Below are 24,407 nucleotides of genomic sequence, written 5' to 3' on the forward strand. Positions count from 1 at the left end.
GGCGGCTACCGTGGCGCAGCGAACTTCGCGCTTGCACCGCCCGGTTCACGTCCCGAGCGCGTGAAATACACCATCGCCAGCGACACGAAGCCGGCAAAAATCAGATAGAAGGCCGGCGTCAAACTGCTGCCGGTCAGATGCGTCAAACCGGTGATCGTAAGCGGCGCCATACCGCCGAACAGCGTCACCGCAATGTTGTACGACAGCGCCACGCCGGCCGAACGGCTGCGCACTGGAAACAGCGTCGCGAGCATGCCTGGGTGCGAACCGGACATGGCGGCAAGGAACACCGTCGCCACCATCTGCGCGATGAACAGATGCCCCGGCGTCGGATTCGTCACAACGAAGTGATACAGCGGATACACGCATACCATCCATGCAATCACGATCGGATAGAACAGCCGGTATGCGCCATAGCGATCGGCGAGCTTGCCCGACAGCGGAAAGAGAAACAGATTCAACACGCCCGACACGAACGCGCCCAGCAGGGCCGTAGACAACGGCAGATGCAATTGCCGCTCGACATAGACCGACAGATAGGAATGCCATACATAATTTGTCGCCGCGCCGATGATGATCACACCCATCGCGCAGATCGCCGCGTCACCGTTGTCGCGGAAGAACTGACGCACGGTCACACGCGGCGGCTTGTCCCGCTGGTCGAGCAGGCGCTCGAATTCCGGCGACTCCGCCACGCGATGCCGGATATAGAAGCCGAACGGTCCCGCCAGCGCGCCGAACAGAAACGGCAGGCGCCAACCCCACGCCACCAGTTGCTCATGCGTAAGTTGCGTGGTGAGTAGATAACCGACACCGGACGAGAGCAGCAGTGCAAACGCCTGTGCCGACATGTTGAAGCTGCCGTAGAACATCTTCTTATGCGGCGGCGCATACTCGACAAGCATCGCCGAGGCCGTTGCGAACTGGCCGCCCACCGAGAGCCCCTGCAATAGCCGCGCGAACACCACCAGCAGAGGCGCCGCGATGCCGATGCTGGCATAGCCCGGCGTGAGGCCCATCAACAGCGTACTGGCCGCCATCGAGATGATCAGCAGCGAAAGCGCTTTGCGCCGCCCTGCGCGGTCCGCATAGATGCCGAGCAGAATGCCGCCGATCGGCCGCACGATAAAGCCGACGGCGAACGTAGCGAGCGTCAGCATGATCGACACGAAGCCACTGCCGCCGGGGAAGAATACTTGCGCGATGATCTTGGCGAAGTAGCCGTAGATCAGAAAATCGAACCACTCGAGTCCGTTGCCGAGTACCGAGGCGAAGATCGCGCGCCGCACCATCGACGGGCTCAAGCCGTTCGACGCTTCCGTGCCGGACCGCGCACCCTCATGCTGATTCAGGCTCGTCTCGCTCATTGCTCGCATCCTTGGGTGTCGAACATCGCTGACAACGCGCACACCGACGTCAGCATACGCGCGCCGTCGTGGCCCACGCCCGGCACGATATGCAAGCTCTGTTTCAGGCCTTCCGGATGACGCGCTTCGATGTACCGGTAATACGCTTGTGCCCGCGCGAAGCGCTGCGGGCCTTGCGCTTCGGCGGCACAGCTTTTATCGAGCGCGCTTTGCTGCGGATCGTTGTCCGCACCTCCGACCAGGTAGTCAACCCGGCGCGACGCATAAGCCGCTTCGAGTTGCGCGGGCGAGCGGTCGTCGAGATAGGGCGGCCGATTCTCCATGCCGTATTTCCACTGATTGAAGTCGGCACATTGCGCGGCATCGAACGGCGCGGCGACACCTTGTGCATTCGGCCGTTGCGCATCGAAATAGGCGTACGTGGATGGATTCGCCACGACGTAGCGTACGTCGATGCCTTCTCGGGTCAGCACGTCGATATTACGCGCCGCCACGGCATAGCGCTGCACAACTTGCCCGCCACCCGAATGCCCTGCGATCACCACATGCTGCAGATTCGGAAACAGCTTGCGATCCGCGAGGCGCGTGACAATAGCGTCCAGCACCGCGTACGAACTGATCGGCAGCGGTGCTCGGGCCGCTTCGCCGCCCATCCACGCGTCACCCTTCCAGCGCAGCAGATCGGCCGGTTCGTCATGCACGCGCAAGTCGAGCGTGGCGAGGAATTGTGGTGCGATCAGGAGCGTGCTGTCGGGATCCGCTTGTGCGGCGTCGCGTGCCTTCTGTGCGGTGCGGAAGTAAACATCCGCGTTGCGCAATTTGCCGTGAACCACGATCACCGCACGCGTTACCTGTGGTTGCGCGACAGTCCAATCCTTCGACAGATACAGCGGAAACTCAGCCTGCCCCTGCGGCGTGTCGATCGTGAACCGGGTATCCGAGATCGTCGTCACCGGTTTTAGATGGGATCCGTTGGGGTTCGCCGAGAATGCCGGTTGCGCGAGCGAGGCCAGCATGGCGGCACCGGCTGCCATGCACCTCATGGTCAGACGTCGTGAAAGATTGAATGTCATACAGCTTGCTCCTGATTACAGTGCACTGTCTTGAACGCGGTGCATCGTCAAATCCGTCGTTGAAAGGCTCAAAGACCCAAAACCTCAGAACCGGTGGCGAATACCGAGCGTGACGCCCGTCTGGTTCGGACCGAACGCGGTGTCGCTCGTCAAACCGACAGGGGTGTAACGGTCATTCGCGTAGTGCGTGGAGGCCGCATAGGCAACGGTTGCGTACACATCGGTTCGCTTCGACAGAATATAGTCCGCGCCGAGCACGCCCATCAACGAATTCGACACGTTATCCGCCTTGTTGCTCTGGTAATACGCGGCGGCCGTCACGCGAAAATACGGCAGGACAAGGTAGCGGACGCCGCCGAACCACAGTGCCGACGACACCGACTTGCCTTTGGTCGGGTTATACAGATAGTGCTCATAGCCGCCCATGATGGTTGCGTCCCCGATCTGCTCGCGGGCCGAAGCGCTCCAGTTACGCGACTTGGTCCACATGCCGGTCGAATTGATCGCGCCGTTCCGGTAGTCGTAAGCGAGCGCCGCCGCGAAACTGCCGGCGTCGTAATCGAGCGCGCCGCCATAGGCGGCACTGCTTTGAAACGAGTCGGCCGTGCCGCCAAAACTGTAATCCGCCGTCGCCGTCAGACCGCCAAAGCGGCCCACATACTTGACCGAGTTGTTCACGCGCGCCTTGAACGAAAAACTGTCCACGGAACCGGTGGTCGGCATCCACGTGTACTGCTGGCCGAACACCATCGGGTCGTACCTGATGAGCGTGTCGTACATCGCCGTGTACTGCAAACCCGCCGACAATGCGCCGAAAGCATCGTTCGACACCCCGACCGCCGCGGTCCGGTTGAACAGGACGCCCGCGCTTGCATTGGTGCCGTCGTTACCGTTGAAGCCCGCTTCGAGAATGAAGAACGCCTTGTTGCCGCCGCCTAGGTCTTCAGTCCCACGAAAACCGAAGCGCGAGTTGCTCAGTCCACCGGAATTTTCGCGGACCAGCGAGCCGCCCGCGGCGCCCGCGTGGTTGAGGAATTCGATGTTCGTGTCGATCAACCCATACAGCGTGACCGATGCCTGAGCATGCGCACCCGTGCAACTCACCACGGCCAATGCGGCCACCGCACATTGTTTTTTCACTACCGTCTCCTGTCGATGTTGTTTTATGTCGCGATGCGTTCGAGCCTGCTTGCCGTGGGCAATGCGGGTATCGGTCGATGCGATGGACGAGATCGTAGGAGCGGGTGTGGTAAATGTAAAATACCTGTTTTATGCACCATCCATATCTATAAAATATGGCAATGAACAGAACATAGAGCACGACCGAGGAGACGGAACACCATGGAGCTTCGCCACTTGCGCTACTTCCTGGCGGTTGCCGAGGAAGGCCAGTTCACCCGTGCCGCCGAGCGGCTGGCCATGCAACAACCGCCGCTCTCGCAGCAGATCCGGACACTGGAAGAAGAGATCGGCTTCGAACTGTTTGTACGCATGCCGCGCGGCGTGAGCTTGACACCGGCAGGGCAGGCCTTCGCGGAAGACGCACAACGCTTGCTGCTGGAACTGCAGCAGTCGGTGGACAAGGCGCAACGAATTGCGCGGGGCGAGCTCGGCACGATTTCGATCGGACTGACCAGCTCGGCTGCGTTCCATCCGTTCACGACCGAAACGATCCGGGCTTTTCGCGCGGTGTGTCCCAAAGTCGCCGTGGAACTTGCCGAACTCAACGCGGCAGAAATTATCGAGCGACTGGCCGCGGGCCAGATTCAGGCTGCGTTTCTCCGCAAGCCGGTCGACGCACGCGAAGGCGTGGCATTTGAGTTATTGCTCGACGAACCGATGGTGGTGGTGCTGCCCGTTGGGCATCCATTGCTAAAGAGCGCGGGCAAGAAACGGCCACAAGTGTCATTGAAGGCGCTGGCGAATGAAGACTTCATTCTGGTCCGCCGGCCTGGGGCGCCCGGCATGTATGCCGACATTCTGGCGGCCTGCCGGCAAGCCGGGTTCGTGCCGCGGATTGCCCGCGAGGTGCCGCGCATGGTGTCGGGCATCAATCTCGTCGCCGCAGGCTTGGGCGTCACGCTGGTGCCCGCGTCGATGCAACGTTACGACCAAGTGGGAACGGTGTATTGCACGTTGGCAAATCCCGCGAAGTTGAGCGCGCCGCTCCATCTTGCCTACCCGGCGGAACTGCGTAACAGCGCGGCGACCCGCTTTATCGAACTGGTGAAGACGCGCGTTCACGGGTGAACACGTTTGACTTTGCGGGAGCGCCGCGAGAAGCCCCCAGCACATGCGCCGTCCAGCAATACGGGCAAACGATAACCGTGGGCACAAAAATTGCATTCTCCGTGCCGGCAAGGAGTTCACCGTCCATCAAACTGACGCCAACCTACTCGCCATGCTCAACAAACCTGCTGTCGCCGCACCGGCCCGCCTTTCCTGCGGAATAGAGGGAATCGACAACGTTCTAGGCGGTGGCCTCACCCCGCACCGCATGTATCTGGTCGAAGGCGCCCCGGGCACCGGAAAAACTACCCTCGCATTGCAATTTTTGCTCCAGGGGGTCAGCGAAGGCCAGACGGGTCTATACATCACGCTGTCCGAAACCCGCGACGAACTGGTCTCTGTAGCCAACAGCCACGGTTGGGACATCAGCAGGTTCGACATCCTCGAACTGCTGTCCGACGAGGGGCTCGACCCGCGCTACGAACAAACCGTGCTGCACCCGGCCGAGGTCGAACTCGGCGAGACCGTGCGCAACGTCATCGAACAGGTTGATGCGCTCAAGCCTGTGCGCATCGTGCTCGACAGCCTTTCCGAATTGCGTCTGCTGTCGCAGAACCCCCTGCGCTATCGGCGGCAGATTCTGGCACTCAAGCGCTATTTCGCCACCCGCGAATGCACGGTGCTTCTACTCGACGACAACACGTCAGACCCCGGCGATCTGCAGTTGCACAGCATCGCCCACGGCGTGATCAGCCTCGACAACCTCGTGCACGACTATGGCGGCAACCGGCGGCGCATGCGCATCGCCAAGATGCGCGGCATCAAGTTTCGCGAGGGCTATCACGACTTCTCCCTCGACACCGGAGGCATTCAGGTTTATCCCCGTCTCGTTGCGGCGGAGCATCATGCGGAATTCAATCCGGAAGTGCTCAGCACCGGAACGCCGGGCCTCGACGCACTGCTCGGCGGCGGGTTGATCCCGGGCACCAATGCGCTGATGATCGGCCCGTCCGGCGTCGGAAAAACCACCACGGTGGTGTCTTGCCTGATTGCGGCGCTCGAGCGTGGCGAGCGTTGCGTCTACTACGTGTTTGACGAGACCCTCACCACCCTGACGATCCGTTGCTCGACGCTCGGCATGTACCTCGATCCCTTTGTGGAAAGCGGCCTGCTGACATTGCGCCAGATCGATCCGGCAGAAATCTCGCCTGGCGAATTTGCCTGCGACGTGCGCAAATCGGTCGAGGAAAAGGGCTGCACCTACGTCGCTATCGATAGTCTGAATGCCTATCTCCAGGCGATGCCCGGCGAGCGCTATCTGCTGCTGCAGATGCACGAACTGCTCGGCTATCTGAACCAGCAGGGCATCATCACCATGCTGGTGCTGGGCCAGCACGGCATTATCGGCGAGGTGCAGAACGACATCGACATCAGCTATCTCAGCGACGTGGTCGTGCTGTTCCGCTATTTCGAACATCAGGGCGAAGTGTTGACGGCGGTGACCGCAGTGAAGAGCCGGGCAAACGCGCACGAGCGCTCGATCCGCCAGTTCCGGCTGCGCAGAGGCGGGGTGGAAGTGGGTGAAGCGCTGCGCGACTTCGAGGGCGTCCTGTCCGGTCTGCCCTCCTATCGCGGCAGCACCGCCCTGCTCGGTACGGCGGACCACGTCATCGATACGTCCGGGCTGTAGCGCTATGGAGCAACGCGTTCTTATCCTTGCACCGTTTGGCCGCGACGCCGATGTGATTGCCGAGGTCCTGCATAAGGACGAACGCGAATGCGTCGCCTGCCGCGATGCCGATGCGCTCACTGAAATGCTCGAGGCCGGGGCTGGCAGCGCCCTGATCGCCGAAGAGGCGCTCTCGGACGGTCATGTGTCGCGCCTGTTCGATTGGCTCGAACAGCAACCGGCGTGGTCCGACCTGCCGTTTATTCTGCTCGCCGCCAATCACGTCGGGCGCCGGTCGGCACGCAGTCTAGAAGTGCTGGAGCGGCTCGGCAACGTGGTGGTGCTCGAGCGGCCGCTGAACTCGGAAACGCTGCGGCGCGCGGTCGGGTCATCGCTGCGGGCGCGCGCGCGGCAGTACGAGTCGCGCCGTCATCTGGCCGAACTGATCGCGGCGCAAGAAGCCCTGGTGCAACTCAACGATTCGCTCGAGAGCCGCATTGCCGCGCGCACGCAAGAACTCGCTTCGGCCAACAACCGGCTGATGACGGAGATTCACGAGCGCGCCAAAGTACAGGCGGTGCTGGTTCAGTCACAGAAGATGGAAGCGCTCGGACAACTCACCGGCGGCATCGCGCATGACTTCAACAATCTGCTGAACGTCATCATGGTCAACTCGGAACTGATCGCGCGGGCCGGCAGCGACGAGCGCATTCGCGCAATGGCCGCCACCGTCAAACGCGCGACCGAGCGGGGCGCGAAACTGACGGGCCAGTTGCTGACGTTCTCACGCAACAGCAATCTCGATCTGAAGGCGGTGGACGTGGTCGCGCTGCTGCACGGCATGCGCGACATCGTCACTGTGTCGCTCGGTTCGGGCATCCATTACGTCAACGAATCCGATTACGAAGAGATGTGGACGGAGGCCGATGCCAATCAGCTCGAGCTAGCTATTCTCAATCTGGCGATCAACGCGCGCGACGCGATGCCCGGCGGCGGCCAGTTGAGCATCCACGTGAAGGAACGCTCGGCTCCCGATGAAACCCTCGAACCCGGCCGCTATGTCGTGATCGAAGTCACCGACACCGGATCGGGCATGCCGCCTGACATTGTCTCGCGGGTGTTCGATCCGTTCTTCACCACCAAGCCTATCGGCAAGGGCACGGGGCTCGGCTTGAGCCAGGTCTACGGAATCGCGCGTCAAGCCGGCGGCTCCGCGCGCCTGTTCAGCGAGGAAGGCATCGGCACCACGGTGGAGATCTGGTTGCCGTTGCGCAAGCGCGTAACCCCGCCAATCGAAGCGGCATCCGCTGTCGAAGAGAACGCGGTGGGCGTACAACGTGTGCTGGTGGTCGAAGACGACAGCGAGGTGCGCGCAATGCTGGTCGATTGTCTGAGAGGACTCGGCTATACCGTGACGGAAGCGGCGGATGGCCGGGCCGGGCTGAACCGCTTGAAGGACGACAATCCCGACCTGTTGATGGTCGATTTCGCGATGCCCGGCATGAACGGCATCGACGTGATCGCCGAGGCGCGCAAGATGCGCGAAGATCTGCCCGTGATTCTCGCAACCGGTTACGCGGACGTGGATATTTCGGGCCTCGCGGTCAAGCGCTGCACGATCTTGCGAAAACCATTCCGGCTCGACGATCTGGCACGTACCGTACGGCTCGGCCTCGCGGCCTGAACGAGGTCGCACGCGCCTGTCGAGAAGTTGTCACAGCGCGCCTGCAAACTGCTGACGAATCCATCCCTCGCAAAAATCCCCAATTCAATAGTTTGCTAACGAATATTTTGGCCATACAATACCGGCCATGTCGAATCTCGATGCCCTGCGCCGCACCGTCAGCAGCACCCTGGTCGTCGCTGCCAGAAAATGGCGGCGCACGAGTCACGGCGTGCTCGCGGCCTTCAACGTTTCCGAAGCGTGCGCCACGCCGCTCCTGACCGCCAGTCGTCTCGGCGAAGCGGTGCGGCAGGTCACGCTGGCCGATCACATCGGTATTGAAGGGCCGTCGCTCGTGCGGCTGCTCGATCAACTGTGCGCGGCCGGCCTGATGCGCCGCGACGAAGATCCCGAAGACCGCCGCGCCAAGACCGTGGTGCTCACCGACGAGGGCCGCGCTGTCACCGCAAAAATGGAAGAAGAGCTTAATACGTTGCGGGCGCAAGCTTTGAAAGGTATTTCCCGCAGCGATCTCGAAGCGACCTTGCGGGTACTGGCCGCTTTCACGGCCGACACAACCACGCCGCACAACGCCAGAGACTCCGAGTAACGGCTCATGGTCTACCCTTCCGTCCGCGACTGGCTGTTCTCCGTCAAAACGTTTGCCGCAGCGATGATCGCGCTCTACATCGGTCTCGCGCTCGAGTTGCCACGGCCGTACTGGGCGATGGCCACCGTCTACATCGTATCGAATCCGTTTGTCGGCGCGACCCGCTCCAAGGCGCTCTATCGTGCGCTCGGCACCGCGCTCGGCGCGTCGGCCGCCGTGCTGCTAGTACCGCCGTTCGTCGAATCGCCGTATCTGTTCAGCGTGATCGTCGCGTTGTGGACCGGCACGCTGCTGTATCTGGCGGTGGCCGACCGCACCGCGCGCAGTTACGTGTTCATGCTGGCGGCCTACACCATGCCGATCATCGCGCTGCCTTCGGTGACGGATCCCGGCGGCGTGTTCGATCTGGCGATCAGCCGCACTGAAGAGATCACGCTTGGCATTGTGTGCGCGAGCATTGTCGGCAGTTCGCTGTTTCCCAGCCGGCTCGCCCCGACTATTATCGAGCGGACCGATGCGTGGTTTCGCGACGCCGCGTTCTATGCGACCGAAACGCTGTCCGGGCGCATCGCCGGCGCGGCGATTTCAGGAGCCCGCCAACGGATCGCCGCCACGATCAACGGTCTCGAACTGCTCCTGAGCCAGCTTGCTTACGACCACACGCGGCCGGATATCCTGGCCCGCGCCCACGAGTTGCGCGGGCGCATGCAGTTGCTGCTGCCGATGATGTCGGCGCTGGCCGATCCGCTGGTCGCGCTCTACAACAGCGGGCGGCAAACCTGGCCAGAGGGTCTCGAAGCGCTGCTCAACGACGTCATCAAATGGTTCAACACACCGCTGCCCGCCGCCAGCGGGGGCTATCACCCCGACGCGACCGCCAACGCCTTGCGCGAGCGCATTGCCGCCATGCAACCGCCGCCTGCCGCACTCGCGGCCTGGGACGGTGCGCTGCTGTCGAACGCGCTGTGGCGTATGAAACAGGTGATCGACGTCTGGCAGGACTGCCGCTCGCTGCGCATCATCATCACGCGCGAGGAAGGCTCATGGCGGCCACGTTTCCGGCATTGGCGGCTGGGGGGCACCGAGCGCTTCTTCGATCGCGGCATCATGCTGTTTTCGACAGCGTCAGCCGGCGCCGCAGTGGTCATTGCGTGCAGTCTGTGGATCAGTTCGGGCTGGGCGGACGGCGCCAGTGCCGTGACGCTGGCGGCGGTCGCCTGCTGCTTCTTCGCCGCGCTCGACGAACCCGCGCCGATGGTGTTCAGGTTCTTCGTGGCCACGGCGATCAGCGTGGTGGCCGCCGGCATCTATCTGTTCGCCGTGCTGCCGCACGTGCACGACTTCCCGATGCTGGTCATTATGTTCGCCGCGCCGTTCATTCTGGTGGGCACCTTGATTCCGCGTCCGGCGTTCAACATGGTGACGGTGCTGGTGGCCGTCAATACCGCCACCTTCATCAGCATTCAGGACGCTTACTCGGCCAACTTCCTGATCTTCCTGAACAGCAATCTCGCGGGCCTCGCAGGCTTGCTGTATGCCTATCTGTGGACCCGCGTGACGCGGCCGTTCGGCGCCGAACTCGCGGCCTCGCGGCTGTTGCGCTCGAGCTGGGCCGACGTGGCGCTGACGGCGTCAACCCGACCCATCGAAGACCCGCGCAACCTCGCCGCGCGCATGCTCGACCGCCTGATGCAGTTGATCCCGCGCCTTGCGGCCACGGACGACCATCGCCATCCGTCGATCGAGAGCTTTCGCGATCTGCGGATTGCCTTCAACGCGCTCGATCTGCGCCGCCTGACCCGCAAGCTCGGCGGAGAAGCGCCAGGCGCGATCGATCTCGTCCTCGACGACGTGCGCCAGTACTTCGAAATGTGCGTGGACCAACGGGTACGCCAACCGGTGCCGGAGAGTCTGCGCTCATTGATCGACGCCGCGGTGACGCGCGTCACCGCACAAGGTCTCGCGAATGCCAGCGCGCCAAGCCCGACCTCGCAAACCTCGGCGCGCCATTTGCGCGAGGCCTTGCACGCACTGGTCGGCTTGCGTCTTTCGCTGTTTCCGGCCACGCTAATCACACCCACGCCGCCCGAACCGGAGGCCGCTGCCTGATGCGCCCGTCCCGCCCCCATTCACCCCCTGGCCAGCTCCCGCGATGATCGGTGAAATCGATATCTTCGGCGTGTTCGTGCCGGCCGTGCTGGTGCTGATGTTCATCGCCTATCTGATCAACCTGGCGATCCGCACGGTGCTCGCGCGCGCCGGCTTTTACCGCTTCGTCTGGCACCGTTCCATCTTCGATCTCGGCATCTATGTGCTGGTGCTGGGCCTTGTCGTCGTCGTTTCGCACAGACTAATAACGTGAAAAAAACCTGGTTCTCCGTCGGTCAGATTCTGCTGACCCTGATCGTCGTCGTGGTCGCGGCCTTCGTGCTGTGGAAACTGGTCGCCTATTACATGTTCGCACCGTGGACCCGCGACGGGCACGTGCGCGCCGACGTGATCCAGGTCGCGCCGGATATCTCGGGGCTGATCTCATCGGTCGAGGTAGCCGACAACCAGTTGGTCAAGCAAGGTCAGGTGCTGTTCGTCATCGACCAGGCCCGCTATGCGCTCGCGCTGCGCCAGGCGCAGGCCACCGCGGAACAACGCCGCGCCACCCTCGATCAGGCGCGCCGCGAAGACGCCCGTAACCGCAAGCTCGGCAATCTCGTTGCTGCGGAAGTCGCCGAAGAAAGCCGCTCGCGGGTCGAAACGGCGGAGGCCGCACTCGCCGATGCGAACGTCGCGATCGACACCGCCAAACTGAATTTGCAACGCACTACGATCGTGAGTCCGGTCGACGGCTATCTGAACGACCGCGCGCCGCGCGCCGGCGAATTCGTCTCCGCGGGCCGGCCGGTGCTGTCGGTCGTGGATATGCATTCGTTCCGCGTCGACGGTTACTTTGAAGAGACCAAGCTGCGCGGTATCGACATCGGCCAGCCGGTCGATATTCAGGTAATGGGCGAGCCGAATGTGCTGCGCGGTCACGTGCAAAGCATCGTCGCGGGGATTGAGGACCGCGACCGCACGCAAGGCTCGAACCTGCTGCCGAACGTGAACCCGGCGTTCAGTTGGGTGCGGCTCGCGCAACGGATTCCCGTGCGGGTTGCGCTGGACGAAGTCCCCGCCGATTTCCGCCTGATCGCCGGACGCACGGCAACGGTGTCGGTGCTCGATCTGTCGCTGAGCGGCAAGCGGCGCCCGGCTACGGGCGCTTCGGGTGCGGTGGATGCTTCGGCTACGCCTGCTGCGTCCGCTACGCCTGCTGCATCTGCTACTCAACCGGCGTCCGCAGCCGTCACGTCGGGCGCATCGCAATGAAGCCGTCGCGCACGCTGCCCTTATTGCCGCTGCTGCCGCTCCTGCCGCTGCTGCCATTAGCCGTCGCGCTCAGCGGCTGCATGAACGTCGGCCCCAATTACGCGTTGCCGAAGAAGGCACTGGTCAACGCCCCGCTTGCCAATGCGCCGATCGAGGGCGCCGATGCCAGGCTGACCACGCGGCAGACCGTCCCCGCTATCTGGTGGAAGCTCTATGACGATCCGGTGCTGAACAGCCTCGTCGACGAAGCGCTGAAATCGAACACCGACTTGCGTGTCGCCGCGGCGAACCTCGCACGGTCGCGTGAAGCGCTGGGCGTAGCACAAGCGCAAGGCGGCTTTTCCGGCAAGACCTCGGCAGCCATCCAACGCGCGCAGGAGTCGGCCGAGCAGTATCTGCTGACCGAGAAGCTGCCGGTCGTGAATGAAGGCGACATCGGCATCAGCATTTCGTACGAAATCGACCTGTTCGGCAAGCTGCGGCGCGGCGTCGAAGCGGCGTCGGCAGACACGGAAGCCGTGCAGGCAGCCGGCGATCTCGCACGGATCAGCGTGGTCGCGGATGTGGTGCGCTCTTACGTCGACCAATGCTCGGCCGCCGAGGAACTCAAGATCGCGCAGCAGTCGCTGGCACTGCAGAAGCAGCGCGCGGACGTGTCGCGCCGATTGCGCGACGCGGGCCGCGGCAATCAGCCCGATGTGACGCGTAACCAGACCCAGGTCGATACGCTCGCAGCGGATATTCCCCGCTACACGGCGCGCCGCCAGATTGCCCAATACCGGCTCGCCGCACTGCTCGCGCGCGCACCGTCCGATCTGCCGCCGGCCGTGCTCGCCTGCAACACGCTGCCGCAGATCCGTCAGCCGATTCCGATCGGCGACGGCGCCGCGCTGCTCAAACGCCGTCCGGACGTGCGCGAGGCCGAGCGTCAACTGGCCGCTTCGACGGCGCGGATCGGCGTCGCGACGGGCGCGTTGTATCCGAGTGTGAGCATCGGCGCATCGGCAGGTTTGACGGGGGTTCTGGAAGACCTCGGCACCTCGCCGACGGCGCGCTGGGCGTTCGGTCCGCTGATCAGTTGGACCTTCCCGACGAATGGCGCGCGCGGCCGCGTGCGCGAAGCGGAAGCGTCGAGCAACGTCGCGCTGGCGAAATTCGATGGCGTCGTGCTGACCGCGTTGCGCGAAACCGAAACCAGCCTCGCGACCTATGCGTCCGACGCCACCCGCGCCGACGCGTTGCGTGCCGCGCTGAAGTCGGCGGCCCAATCGGCGGATGAAACGCATCGGCTGTATCTCGCCGGACGCGAGTCGTTCATTTCGGATCTGGATGCGACGCGCACACTGACTTCAACGAGGTCTCAGGTGGCGGCAGCCGAAGGTCAGGTGGCGGTCGATCAGGTCAACCTGTTCCTCGCACTCGGCGGCGGATGGGAAACGGATGCGCGTACGGTGCCGGGAGCCGGGTCGGACGCTGCAACGCCGGGTGCCGTGGTACCGGCCAAGGCCGCCGCGCCGACACTACCCTGACCTATCCGGGTAAATCGCTATTTTTGACAAGCTTTCTTTTACCTTTCAATTGAGGTTAAATATAAGCCTTCAACTACTCGTTACGGGGCACGTATGTCGAACTTCATGCAAGGCGCAGCCACGTTGGGCGGCTGCATTGGCGTTTTCACGGTGGTGGTTGCGGTTGTGGAGATGTTGGCGAATTGAGCCGGCTTGGCTCACGCCTGGATTGCGGACGTATCGCACCAGGCGCCCAACGCCTGCCGTACCTCCTCAACGACCGGACCCCACTCGCCGAGTTTGCGTTGCCGGAATAACCGCATCGACGGATACCATGGACTGTCCGCTCTATCGAGCATCCACCGCCAATCCGAATGGGCAGGCAGCAGTACCCAGACAGGAAGTCCCGCCGCGCCGGCAAGATGAGCGACTGACGTATCAACCGTAATGAGCAGGTCGAGCGTCTGAAGAATAGCCAGCGTATCGGCAAAATCGTTGATGTCGGGGCCCAGCGTGTGTAAGTCGAACTCGTTCGCCAGATCCTCGCTCTCGCGTTCAAGATAACCTTTTTGCACCGAATACCAAGTTACGCCGGGCTGCCCGAGCAAGGGCCTTAGCATGTCCAGTTTGACTGATCTCCGATGATCGAACGGATGGTTGGGATCGCCCGCCCATACCAGTCCGACGCGCCGGTTCTTCGCGCACAACTTGTCCCGCGCGCCGTCGTCAAGATACGCCTGCCACCGATGAATTTTTTCTGGCGCAGCGGCGATATAGGGCATGGCCAGAGGAAGCATCGACAAAGCCAGCTTCATATACTCCGGCATCCTCATCATGTGGCAGAAGTAGTCATAAGGCCCTGGCGGCAGCTCGGTCCATACCGCATGAACGCCGCTTGCGCTACGAGCGACCTCGTTCAACGGAGCGTCAACCCACACATCCACGGTGGCTCCTTGCCGATGCAGCCAATGCGCCATACGAAGAAACTGGATTTGATCTCCAAGTCCCAGTTCCTTGACGAGGAGAAACTTGCAGCCGGCAACGGCCTCCCCATTCCATTCGGGGAAATCCGGGCGCACCGGGTCGCGGAAATACGGCGTTCTTTTGTGCCATTTCCATCGCTTCCAGCCCTGCTCGAACTCACCGAACTTGAGTTCCAAAGTCGCCAGGACGTATTGCATCAAGGCATTGTCCGGAAGATTCCTTACCGCCTCGATACACTGCGACCGCAATCCGGGAAGGTCCACGAGGGCGTCAAAGCCGTACATCGCATTGAGATGCAACTGCTCATTCTTCGGATCGGCGGCGAGTCCCTGTTTGGCTATGCTGATCGCCTCGCCGAAACAGCGGGCGCAGTTCAACGTGTACGACAGTTCTTTAAGGGCGTCGGCATTCGATGCGAACGCGCAGCGCATTGCTTCGACCACCGGCTCAATATCGCTACGACGGCCAATCTTCGCCAGCGCCAGAATCAAGGCGAGCCCATCGGGCAAGCTGGTTGAATCGAGCGCCCATGCGCGAGTCCAATAGTTCGCGGCGTCAGCGAACTGCCCGAGCTCCGTGCAGATCTCTGCCAGCGCGCGAGCGGCGTGGTGCAATCCGGGTTCAAGTTCAAGCGCCTTGATGTAGTGAGCCTTTGCCTCGGCGAGCCGCAACGACGATCGTAGACAATCACCGAGATTCCGGTGAAGAGTGGCGGTGCTGCCCGTCAGACTAAGCGCGCGATGATAAAACGCTTCGGCCGCTATCCAGTCTTCCGCCAAAGCCGCAAGCAATCCACGCTGCTCCCAAATATCTGCGCGATCCGGAGCCACCAGCAAGGCCCGGCTCAGAAATTCGCCAGCTTGCACCATCTGATTGTCGAGGAAAGATGCAAGTCCCGCACGATGAAGCGCATTCACGTGCTGCGGCTCCAGCGCCAGCACTTCCTTATAGGCATCGATTGCTTCCGGTAGACGCTTCCCGGCGAAGTACGCGTCGCCACGTGCCATATAGGCTTCGAGGTCTGGGGAGACCCGTGATCGAGGAGTTGACAAAGTTCTAGTTCGGGCAGGTTAGGTTCGTTCGTCGATTGCCGTCGACGTTTACGTTATGCATAACCTTCCGACGCCACCAGCCGGCGCATTGCGTTCCATCAATCGCCGGTTGCAAGAAGCCTAAACAGTGCACCCGGTATGAGCAATCAGACGTTTCTATTTTTTTATTGGAGATCTCAGCCAACGCCTACGACGGCCGATGCGCCTCCGCTTTGTCACCGCGAATCGACCATCGGCCACGGCTTCGACCTCCGAAACGCCTTTGCTATTTTCGCGACTATCCTACGGATACCTCACCGCCGATTCGACCCCGACACGACATCGATCCACACAGCCAGCACCAGAATGCTGCCTTTCACGATCATCTGCCAGTAAGCGTCGACGTCGAGCATCGACATGCCGTTATCCAGGCTGGCCATCACCAGCGCGCCGATCAGCGCGCCATACACCGTTCCAGAACCGCCGCGCATCGACGTTCCGCCGATAAAGCATGCGGCGATCGCATCGAGTTCGCCCATCGATCCTGCCGACGGCGAGCCCGCCGCGAGCCGCGCCGTATTGACGATGCCGGCGAACGCGCACATCAGCCCCATCAGCGCGAAGATCGCCAGCTTCACACGGTTCGTATTCACACCGGAGAGCCGGGTTGCTTCCAGGTTGGAACCCACCGCATAGATGCGCCGCCCGAAAACGGTCTGCGTCGCGATCCACGTGAAAATACCCAACAACGCGAGCAGCAGCAGAACCGGCACGGGAATTCCGCCGTAACGATCGAGCGTGGCGACAAACGCGGCCAGAATCACGCCCGCGCCCACCACTTTCACTACGTCTTGCCAGATCGGCACCACGCGCAATTTATACCGCTCACGATTGCTTCGTTGCCGCACCGTGAGAAAGGCCAGCACCACGAACAGCACAACCGCCAGCGTATCGCCCGCAAGACGCGGCAGATATCCCTGGCCGATAAATACGAAGCCGTCTGAGACGGGTGCGATCGTCGAGCCACCCGTGACACCGAGCAGAATGCCGCGATACGCGAGCATGCCGCCCAGACCGACAATGAACGAAGGCACACGCCGGTAGGTCGACCACCAGCCGTTGAACATGCCAACGAGCACACCTAGCAGCATCACCAGCGGCACGGTGACGCCGATCGGCCAGTGCCGGTTCACATCGAGAATGGCCGCGACGCCGCCAAGCAGACCCAGCAAGGAGCCGACCGACAGATCGATCTCGCCCGCGATGATTACGAACACCATGCCGCACGCGAGCATGCCGGTAATCGACATCTGCCGCAGCAGATTCGACAGATTGCGCGGCGTCACGAACGCGCCGTGTGTCAGAAAGGAAAAGAAAATCCAGATCACGGCCACGGCAATCAGCAACGCGAGAATCTTGTAACGCGCGAACAGTTGCTGAACGCGTTGCGTACCACCGAACGCGCCACGTGGCGCGGCGCCTTCTGCGGGTTGGGAAGTAACGTCGGGAGTCATGCGGCACTCGCTGCGGTTGGGTTCGTGGATCGCTGCACAGGACGAATCGCGGCGCTGAGAATGTCCTCTTGCGTGAGGCCGTCGTTGACGAAGTCGCCGCGCAATTCGCCTTCGCCGATCACCAGCACGCGATCGCTGATACCGAGCACTTCGGGCAGTTCGGACGACACCATCACGATCGCCATGCCTCGCTGTGCCAGCTGAAAGATCAGTTTGTAGATTTCGTATTTCGCGCCGACGTCGACGCCGCGGGTCGGTTCGTCGAGGATCAGCACTTTCGGATCCGTGAGCAGCATGCGCGTCAGCACGGCCTTCTGCTGATTGCCGCCCGATAGACTCGCAATCGAAAGCATCGGATGCGCCGCGCGCACTGAAAGCCGCTTCATCTCCGTATGAATCGTATCGAGTTCGGCGGCGGAATCGATCCGACCGCCCTTCGCGAAGCGTTGCAACACCGCAAGCGTAATGTTGTGGCCGACGCTCAGTCCCGGCACGATGCCATGACGCTTGCGATCTTCCGGCACCATGCCGATGCCGGCGCGAATCGCATCGACCGGCGCGCGAATTTTCAATGGCTTGCCGTCCATCACCACGCTCGCCTCGCTCACCCCCGGATACGCACCGAAGATCGCCTCCATCAACTCCGTGCGCCCTGCGCCAACCAGACCGGCAACGCCGAGGATCTCACCGCGTCGTAGCGCGAAGGACACATCGTTCACACGCTTGCGGCGCGGATTGGTGACGTCGAAACAGGTCACATGGCGGGCTTCGAAGATCACCTCGCCGATCGGATGCGGCTCACGCGGGAACAGATTCTTGATCTCACGGCCCACCATCAGCGAGATGATGCGGTCGGTAGTCAACGCGTGCATTGGTTCGGTTGCGACATGGCGGCCGTCGCGAATCACGCTGATCGTGTCGCACACGGCCGCGACTTCGTCGAGCTTGTGCGAGATATACACGCAGGCGACACCGCGCCGTTTCAGATCACGCACGATATCCAGCAAGATGTGTATTTCCGTAGCCGTCAGCGACGAAGAAGGTTCATCGAGAATCAGCAGCTTCGCGCGCTTGTTCAATGCCTTCGCGATTTCGATCAGCTGCTGATGGCCACCGCCGTAGTTCATCACCGGTTGTGCGGAATTGATTCCGCTGATGCCGAGTTCGCGCAGCAACTCATCGGCACGCTGATACATGGCGGCGTAATTCATTCTGCCGCCCGACAGCGTGATCTCGTTGCCGAGAAAGATATTCTCCGCAACCGAAAGCTCCGGCACCAGCATCAATTCCTGGTGGATGATGATGATGCCCGCACGTTCCGTGTCCCTTATGCTCGCGGCTTTCAGCGGCTGGCCTTCCCAGATTATTTCGCCGTCCCACGTGCCGTGGGGATAGACGCCGGAGAGCACTTTCATCAGCGTCGATTTTCCTGCGCCGTTCTCTCCGCACAAGCCCACGCACTCGCCTGGCGCCACCGTCAGGTCGATGCTATCGAGTGCCTTCACACCGGAAAATGCTTTGACGATGCCGCGCATCGTCAGTAATGGTTCACTCATTCGCTATGCCTCGCTACAGGGCGCGCGCTCGTGCCGACGTGCCTGGCGCATGCCAGGCACGTCGGCTTGAACTACGCGCACGTTACGCTCATTGGCTCGCGAGCTGGGCCTGGGTGTAGAAGCCGTCCTTGACGACCACATCGACGTTGCTCTTGGTGAGCAATGTAGGTTGCAAAAGCACCGTGTCGACCTTCTTCTTACCGTTGTCGTACTGGGCATTGAAGGCGGGCTTTTCGCCCTTCGCCAGCGCGACTGAGAGTTTCGCCGCTTCACTCGCGATCAGTTTCAGCGGCTTGTACACGGTCATGGTCTGAGTGCCGGCAATCACGCGCTTAACGGCCGCAAGATCCGCATCCTGCCCCGAAACCGGCACCTTGCCGGCCATGTGCTGCGCAGCGAGCGCCTGGATCGCGCCGCCCGCCGTGCCGTCGTTCGAGGCGACGATCGCATCGATCTTGTTGTTGTTCGCCGTGAGCGCATCTTCAACAATACGCAGCGCTGTCGACGCGCTCCACTCCGGCACCCACTGCTGACCGACGACCTTGATATCGCCCTTGTCTATCGCGGGTTTCAACACTTTGAGCTGACCCTCACGCAGCATCTTCGCGTTGTTGTCGGTCGGCGCGCCGCCGAGCAGGAAGTAATTGCCCTTCGGTTGCGCGTTATAAACACCTTGGGCTTGCAGTTCACCGACCTTCTCGTTGTCGAAGGAAATATAGGCGTCTACATTCGCGTCGAGAATCAGGCGGTCATACGAAACGACCTTGATGCCGGCCTTTCTGGCCTCTGCGACAACATTGCCGAGCGTCTTCGAATTGAACGGTACGATCACGATCACGTCGACGCCGCGCGAGATCAGATTCTCGATCTGCGAGATCTGCCGCTCTTCGCTCGCATCGGCGGACTGCACCGACACCTTGGCGCCCAGCTTTTCTGCAGCTGCAACGAAGTAGTCCCGATCGCGCGACCAGCGCTCGACACGCAGATCGTCGATACAGAAACCAATTTCGGGGTGGTCCTTGCTTGCGTGCGCGAGCGGCGCGGCAAGCGACAGGCTGGCAAGCACGGCTCCACACACAAGCGAACTCAGTAGGGTACGGCGCGTTGCGAATTTCATGTCTCACTCCTTGTTCTGATAGCCTGAATACCGGATTGGACGGTCTGCGCTGCGAGCCACAGAACCGGACAAGCGACAAACCAAAGCTTCTCTACTCGCGCGGTCAGCGTGGCCGCGCGATGTTTATGTCGTACTACGTGATTCTGAAAGCGTTACTTCGTGACTGCCATTCAACGGTCCTTATAAATCGCCTGATTCACGACGTTTTCCAACTGCTCCTGCCGGCCGCTCGTGTGCTGCGGATTCAGGCCGCGCGTCAATGCGTCCGTGGCCAGCGTGGAGAGCGAATACTCGCCCTTGAGAATTTTGCGGCCGAATTCCGAATCCCAGCCCGCATAGCGGTGCCGCTTGAACTGTTCGAGCCGGTCGTTCTCGAGCAGCGTCGCCGCCCGCTCGACGGCGAGCGCCAGATTATCGATTGCGCCAATGTGACCGAAGAACAGATCTTCCGGGTCGACGCTCTGCCGTCGTACTTTTGCGTCGAAATTCATACCGCCACTCGTGAAGCCGCCGTGCTTCAGAATTTCATAGAAGGCCAGCGTCAGTTCTTCGACGCTATTCGGAAACTGGTCCGTATCCCAGCCGTTCTGCGGATCGCCGCGATTCGCGTCGACGCTGCCGAAAATCCCAAGCGCATAAGCCGTGGCGATCTCGTGATGAAACGAGTGGCCGGCAAGGGTCGCATGATTGGCCTCGATGTTCACGCGAATCTCTTTCTCCAACCCGTGTTGCAGCAGGAAACCATGTACGGTGGCCACGTCGTAGTCGTACTGATGCTTGGTCGGCTCCTGCGGCTTCGGCTCGATCAGCAAAGCGCCTTTGAAGCCGATCTTGTGTTTATGCTCGACCACCATATGCAGGAAACGGGCAAGCTGATCGCGCTCGCGAACAAGGTCGGTATTGAGCAGCGTGTCGTAGCCTTCGCGGCCACCCCACAGCACATAATTTTCACCACCCAGTCGTTGCGTCGCGTCGAGCGCGTGACGAACCTGCGTGGCGGCAAACGCGAAAATCTCCGGATCGGGACTGGTCGCGGCACCCCCCGCATAACGCGGATGCGAGAACAGATTCGCCGTGCCCCACAGCAATTTGATGCCGGTATCCTGCTGCTTGCGGGCGAGATAGTCGGCGATACGCGTGAAGTTCTCGCTATAGGTTTTCAGGCTATCGCCTTCCGGCGCGACGTCGGTATCGTGAAACGTGTAGTACGGCGTGCCGAGCTTCGAGAAAAACTCAAATGCGGAATCCGCTTTTTGCTGCGCCCGCTCCATCGCGTCGCCGGCTTGCTGCCATGGACGCCGAAACGTTCCTTGCCCGAAGATATCGACGCCCGGCCACACGAACGTATGCCAGTAGCACACGGCGATACGCAGATGTTCCTCGAGCGTCTTGCCGAGTACGCGCTTACTCTTGTCGTAATGGCGATACGCAAGCGGGTTATCCGATTGCGGACCCTCGTAGCGAATCGCGGGAATATGTTCGAAATACGACATCAGCGTCTCCTGTTTTATGCTGCACTGCAACCCGTACGGCATCGCCGCGCCGGTTGACAAGGTGACGCCATGCTGCCGCTTGCCAGATGCATCGGCAATTGCGAAATTGCACAGCACGCTTAATGTTTCTTAGTGCCCACGCGTTTGTTTCACACCCGCGCGCGCTTCGCGGCCTAGAATAACCAGACGCTTAAAAACAGTGCCGCCCTCAGCGCGCACGCCGTGCGCACCCAACAGGAGACGAAGGCGCCGCGAGTCCTGCCGATCCGCCCGCCGCCCATGCCATGACCCGTCCGCAAACACCACAGACGACCCATCGGATCGCGCTGCTGTTCAACGCGAACAAGGTCTACGACCGCGAGATCATCACCGGCATCGGCAATTACCTGCTGTCGACGCGCGTAGCCTGGGATCTCTTTCTCGAAGAAGATTTCCGCTGCCGGCTAACAGGTATCGAGCAATTCGACGGCGACGGCATCATCGCGGATTTCGACGATCCCGCAGTGGGCGAAGCGCTGCGTGACTGTCCATTGCCGGTGGTCGCGGTCGGTTCATCGTTTGAAGATCCGGCGCACTACCCTCCGGACTTACCCTATATCGCAACCGATAACGCCAAGCTCGTTTCGCTCGCCTACACGCATCTGATCGGCGCGGGCCTCGAACATTTCGCGTTGTACAGCCTTCCGCAAGCGCAGGAAAATCGCTGGGCGCAGCAACGCGAGTTGGCGTTCGCTCACCTGCGCAGCGCGGACGGCCACAGCGCCGCGCAGATAGGCACCGAAATTTATCGCGGCCTGTCCACCAGCGCGCCGTCATGGAATCAGGCCACCGAGCAGCTCACTGCGTGGCTGAATCAGTTGCCGAAACCGGTCGGCATCGTCGCCGTCACCGACGCCCGCGCGCGGCATCTGCTGCAGGCCTGTTTGATCGCGGGCATTCCCGTGCCGGAACAGGTGGCGATTATCGGCATCGACAACGATCCGCTCACGCGTACCTTGACCCGCATTCCGCTTTCCTCCGTGATTCAGGGCACCGAGGAAATGGGCCGCACCGCCGCTCACTTGCTGCATCAGATGCTGCACGGCGCGCGTTTCCCGGGGCGGCGCATTCTCGTACCGCCGGTCGGCATCAACGTGCTCGAGTCGACCAGGCACCAGCCGCTCGCGAGTCCCTATGTGATGCGCGCGCGGCACTTCATCCGCCAGTACGCGTGCCAGGGCATTCGCACCGAACAGGTTGCTGATTACGTGGGCGTGTCGCGATCGTCGCTCGAAGAGTACTTCCGGCGCGAGCGGCAGTGCACCGTGCATCAGGAAATCCTGCGCCACAAGCTCGATGTCGCCAAAGCGCTGCTTGCCGCGCGCGATGCCTCGAGCGCGGAGGTGGCGATCCGTTGCGGGTTCACGTCGCTGCAATACATGTACGCGGTGTTTCGCCGCGAACTCGGCTGTACGCCGCGCGAATATCAGGAACGTGCGAATTCGACCGCAGCGCCTGGCTGAGCATGCCTTTCATCCTTTATCTCCACCGACCACATGATCAGCATTGCACCTCTTTCTTCCGAGCCATGGGGCGCGCTGCCCGGCGGCGATCCCGTGCGGCTCTTCACGCTGCGCAACGCGCACGGCATGAAAGTCGCGATTAGCGACCTGGGCGCGACCCTGGTTTCGTGGCATGCACCGGACCGCGCAGGCCGGCTCGGCGACATTCTGCTAGGCCACGACACGCCCGCTGAGTACCTTGCGGCCACGACCTACATGGGCGGATTGATCGGCCGCTGGGCAAATCGCATTGCCGATGCGCGCTTCACGCTCGACGGTATCGAGTACACGCTCGATCGCAATGAAGGCGCGAATCTGCTGCATGGCGGCACACAAGGTTTTCATCGCGCACTATGGGACGTGAGCGAAGATAACGGCGCGCTGCTCATGCGGCTTGAATCGCCCGAAGGCGACGCCGGCTTTCCGGGCAACGTGACGGTGCAGGTGCGTTACACACTCGACGACGACGGCACCTTGACGATCGCCTACGAAGCCATGACGGACGCGGCGACGCCACTCAATCTGACGAGTCATCCATACTTCAATCTGACGGGCCGGCGCGGGGCCGATATACGCGGCCACGTGCTGTCGATCGACGCCGAGCGGTTCTTCGAAGTGGATACATCGATGATCCCTTGCGACCTGGCAGAAGTCGCGGGCAATGCGTTCGACTTCCGGCAGAGCGCGCCGATCGGCGCACGGCTCGATTGGCCGCATGCGCAGCTTGCCAGAGCCGGCGGGTTCGACCACTGCTACGTCCTGCACCGCACATCTGACGCCGCCACGGCCGGGCGCGAGCCGCAAGTGCGCCAGGTAGCCTGCGCATACGACCCCGGCAGCGGACGCGAGCTGACCGTTTCAACCGATCAGCGCGGTTTACAGTTCTATACCGGCAATTCGTTAAACGGCGACATAGGACGCGGCGGCATCGCCTACCAGCCGCACGCCGGGCTGTGTCTCGAAGCCGGCGGCTTTCCGAACGAAGTCAATATGACTGAACAGGAGCAGGTTATCGTGCGGCCCGGCAACACCTATCGCCAGACCACCGCATATCGAGTGGGCGTACGTTCTGGACTCTGAAGTAATTCCCCGTATCTTAGGAAGAGCATTACATAACCCCGACTTATCATTTGCAGCAAGACTGAATTACCCGTTTAGGGGTTTGCCCTGGAACCCCCGCTTCCTAGAATCGTTCACAGGCCGCCCAACCCGCGTTGCGGCGCCGGATAAAACAATTCTCGGAGGGAAGCATCATGAAATCGCTGATCAAGGCAATCGCACTGGTCGTTGTTATCGCCGCCCCGGTGGCTTCGTTCGCACAGACGGAACAGCCGCTGACCCGTGCGGAAGTCAAAGCGCAATTGATCCAGATTGAACAGGCCGGCTACAATCCGGCCGCCTCGGGTGATTCAACCTACCCCGGGGACATTCAGGCAGCCGAAGCACGTGTAGCCGCACAACATGACACGACCGGCTATGGTTCTTCGGCAAACGGATCGTCGCAAACCGGCACGACCGCACCTGCTGCGCCGGCGGCTCAGCCCGCGCCAATGGACGGTCAATAAAACGCCAACGTTATCTGCCGCCATGTCGTGCGACGCGAGCCATGCCTGTTCAAGCATGCGCTCGCATGAACGCATTCCACTGCGCATCACTGTGACGGCGCAGTGTCAGAAAATCCTTTGACGA

At 61.7% G+C, this 24,407-nt stretch carries 19 protein-coding genes; 11 read left to right on the forward strand and 8 right to left on the reverse strand.

The genetic code is table 11. From position 1 onward, the window contains the following. Positions 1-5: 5 nt before the first annotated feature. The 3 genes from HWX91_RS00110 to HWX91_RS00120 all read right to left on the reverse strand — a co-directional run bounded on the left by HWX91_RS00110 (position 6) and on the right by HWX91_RS00120 (position 3,580). Entirely contained in the window at positions 6-1,367 is a 1,362-nt protein-coding gene (locus HWX91_RS00110) for an MFS transporter (RefSeq protein ID WP_028196220.1), read from the reverse strand. After that, on the reverse strand, positions 1,364-2,440 hold the full coding sequence (locus tag HWX91_RS00115; protein ID WP_081833041.1) for a hypothetical protein: 1,077 nt from the start codon (positions 2,438-2,440) through the stop codon (positions 1,364-1,366). The genes HWX91_RS00110 and HWX91_RS00115 overlap by 4 nt, the downstream gene beginning before the upstream one ends. 84 nt (positions 2,441-2,524) lie before the next feature. Next, a complete protein-coding gene (locus tag HWX91_RS00120; RefSeq protein ID WP_028196218.1) occupies positions 2,525-3,580 on the reverse strand; it encodes a porin in 1,056 nt (351 codons plus the stop codon). A 201-nt stretch (positions 3,581-3,781) separates the two neighbouring features. Here HWX91_RS00120 and HWX91_RS00125 point away from each other — a divergent pair, with 201 nt between their 5' ends. From HWX91_RS00125 to HWX91_RS00160, 8 genes are all read left to right on the forward strand, one after another. Continuing rightward, positions 3,782-4,690, forward strand: a complete 909-nt coding sequence (locus HWX91_RS00125) for a LysR family transcriptional regulator (RefSeq protein ID WP_028196217.1) — start codon at positions 3,782-3,784, stop codon at positions 4,688-4,690. A 151-nt stretch (positions 4,691-4,841) separates the two neighbouring features. Next, positions 4,842-6,359, forward strand: coding sequence for an ATPase domain-containing protein (locus HWX91_RS00130; RefSeq protein WP_028196216.1), 1,518 nt, complete (start codon positions 4,842-4,844; stop codon positions 6,357-6,359). A 4-nt stretch (positions 6,360-6,363) separates the two neighbouring features. Then, entirely contained in the window at positions 6,364-8,022 is a 1,659-nt protein-coding gene (locus HWX91_RS00135) for an ATP-binding protein (protein WP_028196215.1), read from the forward strand. A gap of 127 nt (positions 8,023-8,149) precedes the next feature. Beyond that, a complete protein-coding gene (locus HWX91_RS00140) occupies positions 8,150-8,611 on the forward strand; it encodes a MarR family winged helix-turn-helix transcriptional regulator (protein WP_030102131.1) in 462 nt (153 codons plus the stop codon). Positions 8,612-8,617: 6 nt separating this feature from the next. Beyond that, positions 8,618-10,720, forward strand: a complete 2,103-nt coding sequence (locus HWX91_RS00145; RefSeq protein ID WP_028196214.1) for an FUSC family protein — start codon at positions 8,618-8,620, stop codon at positions 10,718-10,720. Positions 10,721-10,763: 43 nt separating this feature from the next. Beyond that, a complete protein-coding gene (locus HWX91_RS00150; RefSeq protein ID WP_028196213.1) occupies positions 10,764-10,973 on the forward strand; it encodes a DUF1656 domain-containing protein in 210 nt (69 codons plus the stop codon). Next, positions 10,970-11,974 carry an efflux RND transporter periplasmic adaptor subunit gene (locus HWX91_RS00155; RefSeq protein WP_028196212.1) on the forward strand — a complete coding sequence of 335 codons (1,005 nt, stop codon included), beginning with the start codon at positions 10,970-10,972 and terminating at the stop codon, positions 11,972-11,974. Before HWX91_RS00150 ends, HWX91_RS00155 begins: the two co-directional genes overlap by 4 nt. After that, the gene (locus HWX91_RS00160) at positions 11,971-13,503 is read left to right on the forward strand and encodes an efflux transporter outer membrane subunit (protein WP_028196211.1); all 1,533 of its coding nucleotides are present in this window, start codon (positions 11,971-11,973) and stop codon (positions 13,501-13,503) included. The genes HWX91_RS00155 and HWX91_RS00160 overlap by 4 nt, the downstream gene beginning before the upstream one ends. Before the next feature lie 197 nt (positions 13,504-13,700). On the opposite strand, the gene HWX91_RS00165 is transcribed toward HWX91_RS00160, so the two are convergent. The 5 genes from HWX91_RS00165 to xylA all read right to left on the reverse strand — a co-directional run bounded on the left by HWX91_RS00165 (position 13,701) and on the right by xylA (position 21,177). Further along, entirely contained in the window at positions 13,701-15,473 is a 1,773-nt protein-coding gene (locus tag HWX91_RS00165; protein WP_081833040.1) for a tetratricopeptide repeat protein, read from the reverse strand. A gap of 338 nt (positions 15,474-15,811) precedes the next feature. Next, positions 15,812-17,011, reverse strand: coding sequence for a sugar ABC transporter permease (locus tag HWX91_RS00170; protein ID WP_028196210.1), 1,200 nt, complete (start codon positions 17,009-17,011; stop codon positions 15,812-15,814). Further along, the gene (xylG, locus tag HWX91_RS00175) at positions 17,008-18,567 is read right to left on the reverse strand and encodes a D-xylose ABC transporter ATP-binding protein (RefSeq protein WP_028196209.1); all 1,560 of its coding nucleotides are present in this window, start codon (positions 18,565-18,567) and stop codon (positions 17,008-17,010) included. Before xylG ends, HWX91_RS00170 begins: the two co-directional genes overlap by 4 nt. 88 nt (positions 18,568-18,655) lie before the next feature. Continuing rightward, a complete protein-coding gene (xylF, locus tag HWX91_RS00180) occupies positions 18,656-19,684 on the reverse strand; it encodes a D-xylose ABC transporter substrate-binding protein (RefSeq protein WP_028196208.1) in 1,029 nt (342 codons plus the stop codon). 170 nt (positions 19,685-19,854) lie between these two features. Next, positions 19,855-21,177, reverse strand: a complete 1,323-nt coding sequence (gene xylA, locus HWX91_RS00185) for a xylose isomerase (protein ID WP_028196207.1) — start codon at positions 21,175-21,177, stop codon at positions 19,855-19,857. 284 nt (positions 21,178-21,461) lie between these two features. Here xylA and HWX91_RS00190 point away from each other — a divergent pair, with 284 nt between their 5' ends. The 3 genes from HWX91_RS00190 to HWX91_RS00200 all read left to right on the forward strand — a co-directional run bounded on the left by HWX91_RS00190 (position 21,462) and on the right by HWX91_RS00200 (position 24,283). After that, the gene (locus HWX91_RS00190; RefSeq protein ID WP_025495820.1) at positions 21,462-22,679 is read left to right on the forward strand and encodes a XylR family transcriptional regulator; all 1,218 of its coding nucleotides are present in this window, start codon (positions 21,462-21,464) and stop codon (positions 22,677-22,679) included. 33 nt (positions 22,680-22,712) lie between these two features. Beyond that, positions 22,713-23,798, forward strand: a complete 1,086-nt coding sequence (locus tag HWX91_RS00195) for an aldose epimerase family protein (protein WP_025495821.1) — start codon at positions 22,713-22,715, stop codon at positions 23,796-23,798. Positions 23,799-23,971: 173 nt separating this feature from the next. After that, entirely contained in the window at positions 23,972-24,283 is a 312-nt protein-coding gene (locus HWX91_RS00200; protein WP_025495822.1) for a DUF4148 domain-containing protein, read from the forward strand. The last annotated feature ends 124 nt before the right edge of the window (positions 24,284-24,407 follow it).

Origin of the sequence: Paraburkholderia fungorum (genome assembly GCF_902833645.1) — a bacterium.
GTDB classification, from domain to species: domain Bacteria; phylum Pseudomonadota; class Gammaproteobacteria; order Burkholderiales; family Burkholderiaceae; genus Paraburkholderia; species Paraburkholderia fungorum.